16 protein-coding genes are annotated in these 13321 nt (G+C 34.3%); 3 read left to right on the top strand and 13 right to left on the bottom strand.

The window, feature by feature from the left end:
* Positions 1-4 precede the first annotated feature (4 nt).
* The 3 genes from K0U91_RS00305 to K0U91_RS00295 all read left to right on the top strand — a co-directional run bounded on the left by K0U91_RS00305 (position 5) and on the right by K0U91_RS00295 (position 2913).
* Positions 5-1033, top strand: a complete 1029-nt coding sequence (locus tag K0U91_RS00305; RefSeq protein ID WP_220179504.1) for a hemin-degrading factor — start codon at positions 5-7, stop codon at positions 1031-1033.
* Between the two features lie 178 nt (positions 1034-1211).
* Positions 1212-2084 (top strand): ChaN family lipoprotein, encoded by an 873-nt coding sequence (locus K0U91_RS00300; protein WP_220179503.1) that lies wholly within the window; start codon positions 1212-1214, stop codon positions 2082-2084.
* 199 nt (positions 2085-2283) lie between these two features.
* Complete coding sequence (locus K0U91_RS00295; protein ID WP_220179502.1) at positions 2284-2913, top strand: peptide deformylase; 630 nt, start codon at positions 2284-2286, stop codon at positions 2911-2913.
* A 52-nt stretch (positions 2914-2965) separates the two neighbouring features.
* On the opposite strand, the gene K0U91_RS00290 is transcribed toward K0U91_RS00295, so the two are convergent.
* From K0U91_RS00290 to K0U91_RS00230, 13 genes are all read right to left on the bottom strand, one after another.
* Entirely contained in the window at positions 2966-3517 is a 552-nt protein-coding gene (locus K0U91_RS00290; RefSeq protein ID WP_220179501.1) for a hypothetical protein, read from the bottom strand.
* A 133-nt stretch (positions 3518-3650) separates the two neighbouring features.
* Positions 3651-4085, bottom strand: a complete 435-nt coding sequence (locus tag K0U91_RS00285) for a MarR family winged helix-turn-helix transcriptional regulator (RefSeq protein WP_219968544.1) — start codon at positions 4083-4085, stop codon at positions 3651-3653.
* A gap of 29 nt (positions 4086-4114) precedes the next feature.
* The gene (locus tag K0U91_RS00280; RefSeq protein WP_220179500.1) at positions 4115-4747 is read right to left on the bottom strand and encodes an NAD(P)H-dependent oxidoreductase; all 633 of its coding nucleotides are present in this window, start codon (positions 4745-4747) and stop codon (positions 4115-4117) included.
* A gap of 179 nt (positions 4748-4926) precedes the next feature.
* Positions 4927-5292: a hypothetical protein gene (locus K0U91_RS00275; RefSeq protein ID WP_220179499.1), complete on the bottom strand. Its 366-nt coding sequence runs from the start codon at positions 5290-5292 to the stop codon at positions 4927-4929.
* A gap of 12 nt (positions 5293-5304) precedes the next feature.
* Positions 5305-6033 carry a lipoyl(octanoyl) transferase LipB gene (gene lipB / locus K0U91_RS00270; RefSeq protein WP_220179498.1) on the bottom strand — a complete coding sequence of 243 codons (729 nt, stop codon included), beginning with the start codon at positions 6031-6033 and terminating at the stop codon, positions 5305-5307.
* Between the two features lie 31 nt (positions 6034-6064).
* The gene (gene trpA / locus K0U91_RS00265; protein WP_220179497.1) at positions 6065-6799 is read right to left on the bottom strand and encodes a tryptophan synthase subunit alpha; all 735 of its coding nucleotides are present in this window, start codon (positions 6797-6799) and stop codon (positions 6065-6067) included.
* A gap of 91 nt (positions 6800-6890) precedes the next feature.
* Positions 6891-8084, bottom strand: coding sequence for a tryptophan synthase subunit beta (gene trpB, locus K0U91_RS00260; protein WP_220179496.1), 1194 nt, complete (start codon positions 8082-8084; stop codon positions 6891-6893).
* Positions 8077-8550, bottom strand: coding sequence for an OsmC family protein (locus K0U91_RS00255; RefSeq protein WP_220179495.1), 474 nt, complete (start codon positions 8548-8550; stop codon positions 8077-8079). The genes trpB and K0U91_RS00255 overlap by 8 nt, the downstream gene beginning before the upstream one ends.
* Positions 8531-9211, bottom strand: coding sequence for a phosphoribosylanthranilate isomerase (locus tag K0U91_RS00250; protein WP_220179494.1), 681 nt, complete (start codon positions 9209-9211; stop codon positions 8531-8533). Before K0U91_RS00250 ends, K0U91_RS00255 begins: the two co-directional genes overlap by 20 nt.
* An 18-nt stretch (positions 9212-9229) precedes the next feature.
* Positions 9230-10009: an indole-3-glycerol phosphate synthase TrpC gene (trpC, locus tag K0U91_RS00245; protein WP_220179493.1), complete on the bottom strand. Its 780-nt coding sequence runs from the start codon at positions 10007-10009 to the stop codon at positions 9230-9232.
* Between the two features lie 174 nt (positions 10010-10183).
* On the bottom strand, positions 10184-11170 hold the full coding sequence (gene trpD / locus K0U91_RS00240) for an anthranilate phosphoribosyltransferase (protein ID WP_220179492.1): 987 nt from the start codon (positions 11168-11170) through the stop codon (positions 10184-10186).
* A gap of 9 nt (positions 11171-11179) precedes the next feature.
* A complete protein-coding gene (locus tag K0U91_RS00235) occupies positions 11180-11770 on the bottom strand; it encodes an anthranilate synthase component II (protein WP_220179491.1) in 591 nt (196 codons plus the stop codon).
* A 16-nt stretch (positions 11771-11786) separates the two neighbouring features.
* Positions 11787-13211, bottom strand: a complete 1425-nt coding sequence (locus tag K0U91_RS00230; RefSeq protein ID WP_220179490.1) for an anthranilate synthase component I family protein — start codon at positions 13209-13211, stop codon at positions 11787-11789.
* Between the last annotated feature and the right edge of the window lie 110 nt (positions 13212-13321).

Below are 13321 nucleotides of genomic sequence, written 5' to 3'. Positions count from 1 at the left end.
AATAATGAACACATTAGTTAACGAACTGAAAGAAAAATGGGAAACTCTGAAAGCAGAAAACCCACATTTGAGAATAAGAAATGCAGCAGCACAACTAGGTGTAAGCGAAGCTGAATTGTTATTGACCAACACAGGCGAAGAAGTAACGATTCTGAAACCTGAATTTGCAAATATCTTAACAGAGGCTGAAAAATTAGGAAAAGTGATGGCATTAACGAGAAATGAAGAATGCGTTCACGAACGAAAAGGAACCTATCTGAATGGTGATTTCAGCAGTCCTCATGCTCAGCTTTTCGTAGGAGAAGACATTGATCTGCGGATTTTTATGAATCACTGGAAGTTCGCTTTTGCCGTGGCAGAAGGAGATAAAAAGAGTCTTCAGTTTTTCGGTAAAGACGGTTTGGCGCTTCATAAAATATATTTGACGAAAGACAGCAACCAAGAAGCGTTTGATGCGATTGTTACGCTCTTTAAAGCTGAAAACCAAACTGAAACTTTTGAATTTGAAGCAGTTACACCAAAAGCTCCTGAAAAAGACGATTCTGAAATTGATACCGAAGGTTTCAAAAAAGCATGGACGGAATTGAAAGATACCCACGATTTCTTCATGATGACCAGAAAATTCGGCGTTTCAAGAACGCAGGCGTTGAGATTGGCTCCCGAAGGATATGCGAAAAAAATAGAACCTTCAAAAGTCGTGAACATACTTGAAGATGCTTCTGAAAAAAATCTTCCGATCATGATTTTCGTGGGAAACCGAGGGATTATCCAGATTCATACAGGGGAGGTAAATAAAACATTGTGGCATCAACACTGGTTCAATGTGATGGATCCTGATTTTAACCTGCATTTGGATGTGACAAAAATTGCCGAAGCCTGGATCGTGAAAAAACCGACTGACGACGGAGAAGTAACCGCCATAGAGGTATTCAACAAAGAAGGTGATTTCATCGTACAGATTTTCGGAAAAAGAAAACCTGGAATTCCGGAATTGCAGGAGTGGAAAGATCTTGTAGCAGATTTAGAAAAATAATTGATAATTGATTTGAAGAAGGCCGTTTTGTTTATAACTCAAAGCGGTCTTTTTTATCTAAACACGAGTTGAGCAATATTCTGTTCTAATAAGTACAATTTTTTAAATTCAATTTCAGTAATAATTTGTGATATTTGTGAAATAATTCGTGACATTCGTGTTTTATATAATTTTAAAAATGAAAAATATTTTCATCGCCATGCTGCTGATCATTTGTAGTATGGTAAATGCACAAAACCTAAAATCGTTTCAGTTTTACAATCAAAAAGGAAACGCGGTAACAACTGAGAAACTAGTCAAAGAGTTGGCGGAATATGATGTGGTTTTCTTTGGTGAAAATCATAACAGCTCAATTAATCACTGGCTTCAGCTGAAAATCGCTCAAGCCTTATTTGAAAAAAAGAACGGACAGATTATTTTAGGTGCCGAAATGTTTGAAAGAGATAATCAGTCTCAATTAAATCAATATTTAGAAGGGAAAATTGACGCTAAAACTTTTAAGGATTCGGCTCGTCTCTGGAATAATTTCACTACCGATTACAAACCTTTGCTGGATTTTGCTAAAGATAAAAAACTGAAGTTCATTGCCACAAATATTCCCAGAAAGTATGCTTCGCAGACTGCAAAAGAAGGTTTGGAATCATTAAACAAATTAAGCGAAAAAGAGAAATCATACATCGCCCAGCTGCCAATAAAAGTAACATTAGAGACTCCCGGTTATCCAGAAATGAAAACTATGATGGGAGAACATGCGGAAGGAACCAAAGTGATGAACTTTATTTCTGCGCAGGCAGTAAAAGACGCTACGATGGCTGAGTCTATCCTGAAAAATTTTGAATCCGGAAAAACATTCATTCACTACAACGGAAACTTTCACAGTAAAGAATTTGGAGGAATATATTGGTACATCAAACAGAAAAATCCGAATCTGAGAATGGCGGTCATCTCTGTTTTTGAATCTGAAGATTCTGAATTGAAAGTTCCTGAAAAAGAGTATATTCCAACAGATTTTAATCTGATTATTCCTGCAGATATGACGAAAACATATTAAAGTTACTCCGCAGATTTTCACAGATGATAATTTGAATATAATCTGCTCAATCAACAAAATCAGCAAGAGCAATAATAAAATAACAGATCAAGTATAAATCAATAGGGACGGGCCTTATCCCGTTTTTTAATGAAAATAAGTTCAATTGTCTTTAGCCCAAAACATAAAACATCTTTATATTTGTTCGATATTCCAAAAAATGAAAAGACTCGCTTTGCTCCTTATATTTTTCATCAGTTTTATCAACGCACAAAAACTGACTTCATCCGAAATTTCAATAATCAATCAAGGTGATATTAAAACATTATTACCCATTTTTCAAACCACAGATTCTCATCAACACACTATCTTATTAGATCAGTCAAAAGAAATTGATCCTACCGATCCGAATACCGCAATTTTGGTTGCAAGAATGAAAGAATCTCTTCTGTCAACCGACGGTGGAGTAGGAATCGCCGCACCACAAGTCGGAATCAACAGAAAAATAATTTGGGTTCAGCGTTTTGACAAAGAAGGGGAGCCGTTGGAATATTTTATCAATCCTGTCATCACATGGAAATCTGAACTTCAAAATCTCGGTCCGGAAGGCGACTTGTCAATCCCTGAATTCCGCGGACAGTTTTACAGAAGCAAAGTAATTCAATTAGAATATTTTGATCTGAAAGGTCAGAAATATTCGGAAATTGTCGAAGGTTTTACTGCAGTTATTTTCCAGCACGAAATCGACCATCTTTTTGGAATATTAATTTCAGATAAAAAAGAAAAAGAACTGAATGATGAGTATTTAAAAGTAGATGCTTATAAGAGAAGTGATTCTGTAACGAGGTAAAGTTTTTCTACATCATTTTAAAAATCCATTAAAGAATCTTAATAAATTTTAGTTATTTGAATCTTACAATTATTCTAGTTCTTTGACCTTCGTCAATTCCGAAGATGAAACTATAAATATGAGTTGAGTCATTATCCCATCTTACAATTTTTTGCCACCAATAATCAATTTTTTCAAATTTCTCAATACCTTTTTGAGATAACCTTTTTGAAATCATATCTTTATTTGACTTGTAAAGATTATCAATAAAATGTTCTTTTAAATCATCCTGATTCCAGCTATATTCGATCAAGCGAACAATACTGTCGTTTTTAGTGAAAAAATATGAAATTTGAGTATTTAAATTAGTGGTGTCTCTACGATAAATCTTTGGTTGTTCAAACTTATACTTTTCAATTTCCGGAAAATATTCTTTTGAAAGTCCAATATTGAACGGTTTTGTGTATTCAATTCCATTATTTTTATTCTCAATTTTAGAAATGTCTGAGAATTTTATTTGTTTAAGTTCTATAGATGTATCTTGAATTCTTACTCTCTCAAAATTATCTTTCGGTTTACAATTAATTACTGAAAAAATAACTAGAATTTGAAAGTATAACTTCATGAATGTTTTTTTATAAAAATACTAATTTAATTTTCAAAACTGCAAACAAAAAATCCGCCTCCAGAGGAAGGAAGCAGATTTATTACAATCAAAAAACTTATTTGTCATCCAAAATGGTGATCAATGTTTTCATTTATTTTTGAATTTTATTTAAAATTTGTTGAACGGTTTCTTTCAGTTCCAAAAGATCTTTATCAGTAAGGTTCAGTTTTTCCTGCATTTTTGCCGGAATCTGACAGGCTTTTTGCTGTAAATTTCTGCCCGCGTCATCCAAAAAAATTTCTACCACTCGTTCATCTTCTTTTTTTCTTTTTCGGATGATAAAGCCTTTTGATTCAAGTCTTTTGAGAAGCGGCGTCAATGTTCCGCTGTCGAGATACAGCTTTTCACCGATTTGATTCACTGTCAATCCGTCTTTTTCCCAAAGTATCATCATCACAAGATATTGCGAATAGGTTATGCCCAATTCGTCAAGAAACGGACGGTAAAGTCCGGTAATTTCCTTTGCGATAACATAAAACGGAAAACAAAGCTGATTTCCTAATTTGGGAGAGTCGTGATTTTTCATAATTCAATGATGAATGCAACACGAAAATACTATTTTCTGATGATAAATTCCTCCATCGGGATTCTTACTTTTTTCATGTGAGAAAGCCAGTCGTTTTCGGTGTCTCTGTAACCAAGGTATAAAAGGATTACACTTTTCAGACCCAATTCTTTCAATTCAAGAATATCGTCAACAATTTCATTATTAAAACCTTCTGCTGGAGTAGAATCGATTTTCAGTTCCGCCGCCTGAGCCATTGCCAAACCTAATGCGATATAGGTTTGTCTTGCAGTATGTGCAAAATGCTGGTCGGGAGTCTGAGCATTGTATAGATCTTTGATCAGATCGGTATAACTGCTGAAACGTCCTTGTGGCAAGTCTCTCACATCGGTATGATGATCGTACACTTTATCGATTTTTTCATTAGAATAGCTGTCCCAGGCTGCAAAAACCAAAACATGAGAAGAATCTCTCATCACTTCAGGGTTAAATGCTCCGCTCACCATTTTCTCTTTCAATTCCTGATTTTCTACAACGATCAGTCTGAAAGGTTGTAGTCCGGATGAAGTTGGAGCTAATCTTGCAGCTTCTAAAATTTTATTTAAATCTTCTTGTGATACTTTTTTTGTTGAATCGTAAGCTTTTACAGCGTGTCTCCAGTTTAAATCTTCTATTAACGACATTGTTTTGTTATTTTTTAATTGTTTAAAATTTTTTTGATTCGAATTTTGTTTGATCAAATTAACAAAGCAAAGGTAGTTAACAATTAAATTGTGTGCAATTTAATTTTGAGAAATGTATTTTAGATGAAATCTATTTAATTAGAATCATGGAAAAAAATATGACGAAATTTTAGATAGAATTAATTGTTGTTCCGATAATTTTCAAGCAAATTATTTTTGATAATTTCTTTGTCTCTGAATATATATTCTATGGAATCCCCTTTGTCTTTTGATATTGAATCTCCTATTTTGTATGAAAATTCTAAAATCTCACTAGTGCCATTTGAATATTTGACATAAGGGGCATTGTGTTGTTCTATATTATTGTAAATATCGATTACTGATGTATGTCTTTCTATGTTTAATAAGATATCTTTTGTAATTTCATCTCCATAAATAGATTCACGAATATATAAAAAGCCGATAATCACAATTAAAAAAATGGCTACAGATATTTTGATTTTTCTTTCTATTCCTGGCTCAAATTGTATTTGCCCGTAACTCATAATTTTATATAATTATTCACTCACCAATTCCGCCTCAAAAACATCTGCAAAATGCTTTCTGATCTTCGCCTTAATATCTTCCATTTCTTCGGGAGTCAAATCTCTTTCCAGTTCTCTTTTCAAAGAAGTCACTTGTTTATCTTTAATTCCACAAGGAACAATGTATTCAAAATATCGCATATCTGTGTTGACATTGAACGCAAAACCGTGCAAAGTTACCCATCGTGAAGCTTTCACGCCCATTGCACAGATTTTTCTGGCGTAAGGTTTTCCGACATCCAGCCAAACTCCGGTTTCTCCCGGTGAACGTTCACCTTTTAAACCAAATTCAGCCATTGTTCTGATAATCACCTCTTCAAGATTACGCATATATAAATGAATATCGGTGAAGAAATTTTCTAGATCTAAAATCGGATAACCAACAATTTGTCCGAAACCGTGATAGGTAATGTCTCCGCCACGATTTACTTTTACAAAAGTGGCTTCGATTTCCTTTAATTTATCGATTCCAGCTAACATATTTTCTTCATGACCGCTTTTCCCCAAAGTGTAAACATGAGGATGCTCTACCAAAAGAAAATGGTTGGAAGTGGTAAGACGTTCTTCTGTCGGCAAGTCGCGGTTTTTGATTTTAGTGTCAATGATTTCTTTCATCAGTTTTTCCTGATAATCCCAGGAAGACTGATAATCTTTTACTCCTAAATCTTCAAATGCTACGACTTTATTTTGATGTATGTTCATGCCTTTTATTAACAGACAAATTTAGTGATTTTTAATTTTTTATTGAATGAATAAAATCTATAGCCTTTATCTTCCAATCTTTATCGTTCAGCAAAATATTGACGAAAGCTGTTCCGATGATTCCGCCGTCTGCTTTTTCGGTGACGTTTTCAAAATCTTCTTTAGATTTAATTCCAAAACCGATCATGACTGGATTTTTTAATGAAAGAGAAGCTACCCTGGAAAGGTAGTCTTCATTTTTTAAAACTGCGTTTTCATTTCCTGTAGTGGATGATGAACTTACCGCGTACAAAAATCCTGAACTTAAAGAATCTAAATACAAAATTCTTTCATCCGAAGTTTCCGGAGTTATTAAAAATGTAAAATTCAGATTATATTTTTCTAAAATTTTCTGATAATTTCTCTCAAATTCGATAGGCGGAAGATCAGGAATAATTAATCCCGAAACACCACTTTCCGAACATTCTCTGCAAAAATTTTCAAACCCGAAACTTAAAACCGGATTGATATAACCCATCAAAATAATCGGAATTCTAATTTCGTTTTTAATTGATTTCAACTGAGAAAATAGTTTTTCAATCGTCATTCCGTTTTTCAAAGCTAATTCGTGTGCTTTTTGAATAATTGGTCCGTCAGCAACAGGATCAGAATAAGGCATTCCGATTTCCATCATATCGGCTCCGGAATCCTGAATGAGTTGTATGATTTCGGCAGTGTCTTCCAGTTGTGGAATTCCTGCTGTAAAATATATATTGAGTTTTTTCATTTTTTCACTTTTTTTAGAATTTAGAGGTTAGAAATTAGAAGTTAGAAGTTAGAAGTTAGTTTTTATGCGGTTAAATACTAATTTCTAGTATCTAAATTCTAATTTCTTTTAAATACGTTTCCATATCCTTATCACCGCGGCCGCTTAAACAGATGACAACAATATCATTTTCGTTAAACTTTTTCTTATTTAAAACTGCCAAAGCATGAGCGCTTTCCAAAGCAGGAATAATTCCTTCCAGTTTTGTCAGTTCAAACGCAGATTTCAACGCATCATCATCATTAATGCTGAAAAATTCTGCACGGTTTTCCTGAAATAAATTGGCGTGAAATGGACCAATTCCCGGATAATCCAAACCAGCGGAAATCGAATGAGGCTCAATAACCTGTCCGTCTTTTGTCTGCATAACCAAACTTTTGCTTCCGTGCAAAACACCTAAAGTTCCGAGAAATGTTGTTGCAGCCGACTTCCCAGATTCAACGCCAAAACCTCCAGCTTCAGCGGCAATGATTTTCACATTTTCTTCATCCACAAAATGATAGAAAGTTCCTGCTGCATTACTTCCGCCACCAACACAGGCAATCACATAATCAGGATTTTCTCTTCCGATTTGTTCAAAAAGTTGCTCTTTAATTTCCTTGGAAATCACAGATTGAAATCTTGCCACCAAATCCGGAAAAGGATGTGGCCCTACAACACTTCCGATAACATAATGTGTTGTGGTTGAGTTGTTAATCCAATCTCGTAAAGCTTCATTGACAGCATCTTTCAACGTTTTTGAACCGGAAGTTGCAGGAATTACGGTTGCTCCCAACATTTTCATTCTTCCAACATTCGGAGCCTGCCTTGCAATATCAACTTCGCCCATGTAAACGATACATTCCAAACCCAATAATGCACAAGCTGTTGCGGTTGCAACTCCATGTTGTCCGGCTCCTGTTTCTGCGATAATTCTTTGCTTTCCAAGACGTTTCGCCAGTAAAACCTGTCCTAAAGCATTGTTGATTTTGTGAGCTCCTGTATGATTGAGATCTTCTCTTTTCAGATAAATCTTTGTATTGTATTTTTTACTTAAATTTTTCGCAAAATAGAGTGGAGTAGCACGACCGACATAGTTTTTCAATAAATCCTGATATTCAGTTTGAAAATCTTCAGATTCAATGATTTTTAAATAATTATTTTGAAGTTCTTCCACATTTGGATAAAGCATTTCCGGAACGAAAGCTCCTCCAAATTCTCCGTAATATCCGTTTTCGTCTGGGTTTTTATAATTTGATTTAATCATTTTTACAAGTAATTTCAGGTTGATGTTTCACTTCAAAATTCAGTGAGTTGGCAATGAAGCAATATTCATTTGCTTTTTGATGCAGCTCGATTGCTTTTTTAATCATATTTTTTTCTGCGACTATAATTTTAGGTTTAAGAACTATTTCTGTAAATTTTCCGCTACCGTTTTCCTCCTCAAGCATTGTTCCTTCTGCGAAATCTACATATTCTAAAACCAAAATTTTATTGACCGAACAAAAATGCAGATACCATAAGAGATGACAGGATGAAACTGAAGCCAACAATAAATCTTCAGGATTATGAAACTTTGGATTTCCTAAAAATGCAGGATCAGAAGAACCACTTATTTCAGCTTTCCCATCAACGCAAATAGTATAACTTCTTTCGTAGGAGCGGTAGTTTTTTGTCGATTCTCCGGTGTTTCCGGTCCAATCAATTTTAGATTTATAGTGGTGGTTTTTCATTGATTTGTAATTTTTTTATTTTCTCTACATCTTTATTTCCTGGTTCGATTTCAAATTTTGAATTGATGTCTAATGCAAAAGGTTTTAGATTTAAGAGTTCAATGTTTTCGATATTTTCTAAAGAAATTCCGCCGCTTAAAAAATAAGGAATAGGAGTTTCAATTTCATTTATAATGTTCCGATCAAATGTTTCTCCGGTTCCGCCGTAAGTTTTTGAATCGGTGTCGAAAAGTAAATAGTTGATGGTTGACGGTTGGCTGTTGATGGTTTCTTGCAACTCATCAGAAGATTGATTTCCGACTCTGATTACTTTAATAATTTCAGTTTTTTTGTTCAGTTTTTTTCTTAAATCAGAAATAAATTCTTCGTTTTCGTCACCATGAAGCTGGACTAAATTTAAATCAGCCTTTTCTGCAATCTCAATTATACTATCTAGATTTTCATTCACAAAAACTCCAACTTTTTCAGAATGATTTATTTCTGAAATTTCTTCTACAGTTAAATGATTCAAAACATATCGTGGTGATTTTTCATAAAAAATAAAGCCCAGAAAATCTACATTCATAGAAATTAATTCCTGAATCTGATCCAATTTTGTTAAGCCGCAAACTTTTATTTTTGCTTGATGGTTTTCGGTTGATTGTTGTTGGGTTTCAGTCATTGGTAAATTTACTAACTCTTACATCATTATATTGGAAATAAATTCTTCAAAAGCTTTTCCGGGATTTGTATTTTTCATGAAATATTCTCCCATCAAAAATCCGTCAAAGCCTTTTTCTTTTAGATAATTAAAATCTTCAATATTATAAATTCCGCTTTCGGCAATTGATAAAACATCTTTTGGAAGCTGATTTTTCAGATTAACGGAATGTTGTAAATCAACCTTAAAATCTTTTAAATTTCTGTTGTTAATTCCTACGAAATCTATATTCTTATTAATATGTTGAAGTTCTTCTTCTGTATGAATTTCCAACAAAACTTCAAGACCCAAATCGTGAGATAATTCGGTAAACTCTGAAACCTGAGCTGGAGAAAGACAGGAAGCAATCAATAAAATAACATCCGCTCCGATACTTTTTGCTTCATAAAACTGATATTCATCGATCATAAAATCTTTTCTCAAAATCGGAATATTGATATGATTTCTTACTTTTAAAATGTCTTTAAAACTACCCCCGAAAAAATTTGTATCGGTCAAAATGGAAACTGCGCTCGCTCCGTATTTTTCGTAATCAGCAACAGCTTTCAAAGGAGAAATTTTGTCATTAATTATTCCTTTTGATGGCGATCGTCTTTTAAATTCAGCAATAATACCTGATCTCGACTGCAGGGTTTCTTTTAACGATAAGGTTATCCTGCCGAAAAATTCTGAATCTTTCAATTGCTGTACAGAAATACTTGATTTTGAATCTTCAATTTCCTGTTTTTTTCTGGCTATTATTGTTTGTAAGATGTTCATTTTCTTTATCATGAAGTTAATAGGATTTTATACTATCCTTTATTAGGTCGTGCCTTCGGGACTTTGAAAACTAAATTTTTTTTTGATGACGAAATTGCGACCCGGCTTGAACGGAACTCCTTTTGCGAAGCAAAAGAGTGGGAGTGGTAGACGGAAATTGTCGCCCTAAAAACTTTAATGAATCAAATTATTTAAGCTTCTCAATGCTTTTCCACTCATCAGACTCTCTTGAGCCAACAAAAGGCAATTGGTGTAATTTCCAAATTTATTGGTGTGTTGGAGTGCAACTGCTGCATTTGCCGTGACAACAGCATTCTGTTCAAAGGTTCCGTTTCCTTCCAAAATATTCCTAAAGATTTTCGCTGATTCATAAGGACTTCCTCCAGCTACGATACTTAGCGGATCTAAACTGTTAAACCCAAGATCTTTTGTGGTATAAATTTCTTCACTGTTTTTTGTAATGATTTTGCTGTCACTGGTCAGACTGATCTCGTCATACCCATCTAAACCATGCACAATTGTGAATTCACGATTGTCTTTTTGCAATAAATACTGATAAATTCTTGCGATCTCAAGATTATAAACTCCGATTACCGAGAATTGAGGCCTTGCTGGATTTACCAAAGGACCGAGAAGATTAAAAAAAGTACGCAGGCCCAGCGATTTTCTTAAAGCCCCGACAGATTGCAAAGCAGGATGAAAATAAGGCGCATGTAAAAAACATATATTGGCTTTTTCTAAATCTTGATTGAGACTGTTTGAATCATTATGAAACTGATAACCAAGTTCTTCCAGGACATTTGAAGATCCGGTAATAGTAGATGCTCCGTAATTGCCGTGCTTCGTTACTTTTTGTCCGGCTCCTGCGATGACAAAAGCTGCTAAAGTCGATATATTGATGGTATTTTTACCGTCACCACCAGTTCCTACGATATCCAGAGCATCACTTGCATCAATTTCAATGGGAACGGCCATTTTCAGCAAGGCTTGTCTGAAACCATCAAGTTCATTCAAAGTAATATTTCGCATCAGAAAAACACTGATAAATGAAGTCACTTCTGCGGTATTGAATTTATTTTGAGCAATCTCAATCATAATTGCCTTTGCCTCAGATTTTGACAAAGTGTGGTGGGTGAAGAGATATTCTAGGATTTCTTTCATGATCATTAATTAATTTAAGAGAAAATTTCTGATAATTTGTTCACCATCAGATGTTAGAATACTTTCCGGGTGAAACTGAACGCCGTGCACATCATACTTTTTATGCTGCAAAGCCATGATCATTCCATCAAAGTCAATTGCGGTTATTTCTAATTCTTCAGGAAAGTTCTCATTATTTACAGCCCAACTATGATATCTTCCAACCTCGATTTCTTCTGGTAAGTTTTTGAAAAGTTTTACATCCTCTTTTATCGTTTTTGACGTTGTTGCAACACCATGAAAAATTTCTGAAAGATTAATCAGATTTCCGCCAAAAGCTTCTGCAATCGCCTGTTGACCAAGGCAGACCCCGAGAATACTTTTTGTTGGAGCATATTTTTTTATTAAATCCAATAAAATTCCGGCTTCTTCTGGAATTCCCGGACCTGGTGAAAGAATGATTTTGTCATATTTTTCAATTTCTTCCAGTGAAATTTCGTCATTTCGGTATACATCAACTTTTTCACCCATGATTTTTTCGATCATCTGTACAAGATTGTAAGTGAAACTGTCGTAATTATCAAAGACGAGAATTTTAAGTGGTTTTATAGTATTTGTCATTTTATTTTTTTAATAATTAATAAGAACCCAATCTTTCAGCCTTCTCAACCGCTTTTTTCAAAGCATTCAGCTTGTTGTTGACTTCTTCCAATTCGTTTTGAGGAGTAGATTTTGCTACCAATCCGGCTCCGGCCTGATAATATAAAGTGTTGTTTTTGCTTAAAAAAGTTCTGATCATAATCGCCTGATTGCAGTCGCCATTAAGACCAATCATCCCGATACATCCGCCATAATAACCACGGGAATCCTTTTCATATTCGTTGATGAGCTCAAGAGCTTTATATTTCGGGGCTCCGCTTAAGGTTCCTTGTGGAAAGGTGGCAGAAACGACTTCAAAAGGATTGATATTTTCCTCTAAATCAGCAGTAACCTCGCTCACCATATGAATAACATGAGAGAAAAGCTGAATTTCTTTAAGCTTAGTCACGGTCACATTTTTCCCCATTTTTCCAAGATCATTTCGGGCCAAATCAACCAACATCGTATGTTCTGCATTTTCCTTTGCATCATTTTTCAAATTTTCTACAGACTGCAGATCTTCCTCAAAATTTCCTGTTCTTTTAAACGTTCCGGCAATAGGATGAATGATGGCTTTGTTGTTTTTAATAATCAGCTGGCTTTCAGGACTAGATCCGAATAATTTGTAATTTCCATAATCAAAAAAGAAAAGATAAGGCGAAGGATTGATATTTCGCAAAGCACGATAAACATTGAACTCGTCACCTCTAAATTTCTGCTGGAATCTTCTGCTTAAAACCAGCTGGAAAACATCGCCTCGTTGGCAGTGTTTTTGTGCAAGGTCTACTAAATCAAGATATTCTTCATCGGTAAGATTTGATGTCTCATCATCTATTTTTTCAAAAGGAAAAGCAACCGAATTTTTATTTTTAATAAAATTTTCTAAAGTATATGCTTCAGATTTTACACCATCGATTTGATTTTCAATTAAATGCATTTCGTCATTGTAATGATTGATCGCAATCACATATTGATAAAGTCTGTAACGGAGAATCGGGATTTCAACTTCTTCACTTTGTGGTTTAAAATCGATTTTCTCAAAAAGGGGAACGGCATCAAAACTTGTGTAACCAAAAAGACTCTGAGCCGTCTCCTCAATTTTTTGGTTTGTTTTTTCACAGACAAAAACTTTCGAAAAATCATTGAGCAGATCAGTCACTTTGATATTTTCCAAAGACTTTTTTTCAGGGTTTGCATTGGGGAATTTTATTTCAAATTCATGATGATTTTTGATCTCAATTCCTGCAATCGCATTAATCGCAATAAACGAAAAGTTACTGTCTGTACTTTTAATATCCGAACTTTCCAATAGAATAGTGTCTCTGAACTTATCTCTGATCTGAAGATAAATATTCATCGGGGTTTGAAGGTCACCCAATGATTTTCTGGATGTGGTTTTTATGTGGATTTTGTTGGTAAACATTTAATTTATTTTAAATAGTTGACAAAAAAAAGACTTCAACGAAATCGTCAAAGTCTATATATTTTCTATAATATTCTTGCTGTGAATTAGCAACAAGATAATAGCTTCAG

This window comes from Chryseobacterium sp. LJ668 (assembly GCF_019613955.1).
In the GTDB taxonomy this organism is placed as follows: Bacteria; Bacteroidota; Bacteroidia; order Flavobacteriales; family Weeksellaceae; genus Chryseobacterium.
Note: the sequence above shows the minus strand (reverse complement) of the source record. Positions and strands in the feature narration are given on the sequence as shown.

What these genes read in the sequence shown, in the direction of transcription:
- K0U91_RS00280 (WP_220179500.1), bottom strand. Translation starts at nt 4,747, where the DNA reads ATGTCGTTAATAGAAGATTTAAACTGGAGACACGCTGTAAAAGCTTAC.
- K0U91_RS00305 (WP_220179504.1), top strand. Translation starts at nt 5, where the DNA reads ATGAACACATTAGTTAACGAACTGAAAGAAAAATGGGAAACTCTGAAA.
- trpA (WP_220179497.1), bottom strand. Translation starts at nt 6,799, where the DNA reads ATGAAAAAACTCAATATATATTTTACAGCAGGAATTCCACAACTGGAA.
- trpC (WP_220179493.1), bottom strand. Translation starts at nt 10,009, where the DNA reads ATGAACATCTTACAAACAATAATAGCCAGAAAAAAACAGGAAATTGAA.
- K0U91_RS00275 (WP_220179499.1), bottom strand. Translation starts at nt 5,292, where the DNA reads ATGAGTTACGGGCAAATACAATTTGAGCCAGGAATAGAAAGAAAAATC.
- K0U91_RS00230 (WP_220179490.1), bottom strand. Translation starts at nt 13,211, where the DNA reads ATGTTTACCAACAAAATCCACATAAAAACCACATCCAGAAAATCATTG.
- K0U91_RS00235 (WP_220179491.1), bottom strand. Translation starts at nt 11,770, where the DNA reads ATGACAAATACTATAAAACCACTTAAAATTCTCGTCTTTGATAATTAC.
- K0U91_RS00290 (WP_220179501.1), bottom strand. Translation starts at nt 3,517, where the DNA reads ATGAAGTTATACTTTCAAATTCTAGTTATTTTTTCAGTAATTAATTGT.
- K0U91_RS00295 (WP_220179502.1), top strand. Translation starts at nt 2,284, where the DNA reads ATGAAAAGACTCGCTTTGCTCCTTATATTTTTCATCAGTTTTATCAAC.
- lipB (WP_220179498.1), bottom strand. Translation starts at nt 6,033, where the DNA reads ATGAACATACATCAAAATAAAGTCGTAGCATTTGAAGATTTAGGAGTA.
- trpB (WP_220179496.1), bottom strand. Translation starts at nt 8,084, where the DNA reads ATGATTAAATCAAATTATAAAAACCCAGACGAAAACGGATATTACGGA.
- trpD (WP_220179492.1), bottom strand. Translation starts at nt 11,170, where the DNA reads ATGAAAGAAATCCTAGAATATCTCTTCACCCACCACACTTTGTCAAAA.
- K0U91_RS00300 (WP_220179503.1), top strand. Translation starts at nt 1,212, where the DNA reads ATGAAAAATATTTTCATCGCCATGCTGCTGATCATTTGTAGTATGGTA.
- K0U91_RS00255 (WP_220179495.1), bottom strand. Translation starts at nt 8,550, where the DNA reads ATGAAAAACCACCACTATAAATCTAAAATTGATTGGACCGGAAACACC.
- K0U91_RS00285 (WP_219968544.1), bottom strand. Translation starts at nt 4,085, where the DNA reads ATGAAAAATCACGACTCTCCCAAATTAGGAAATCAGCTTTGTTTTCCG.
- K0U91_RS00250 (WP_220179494.1), bottom strand. Translation starts at nt 9,211, where the DNA reads ATGACTGAAACCCAACAACAATCAACCGAAAACCATCAAGCAAAAATA.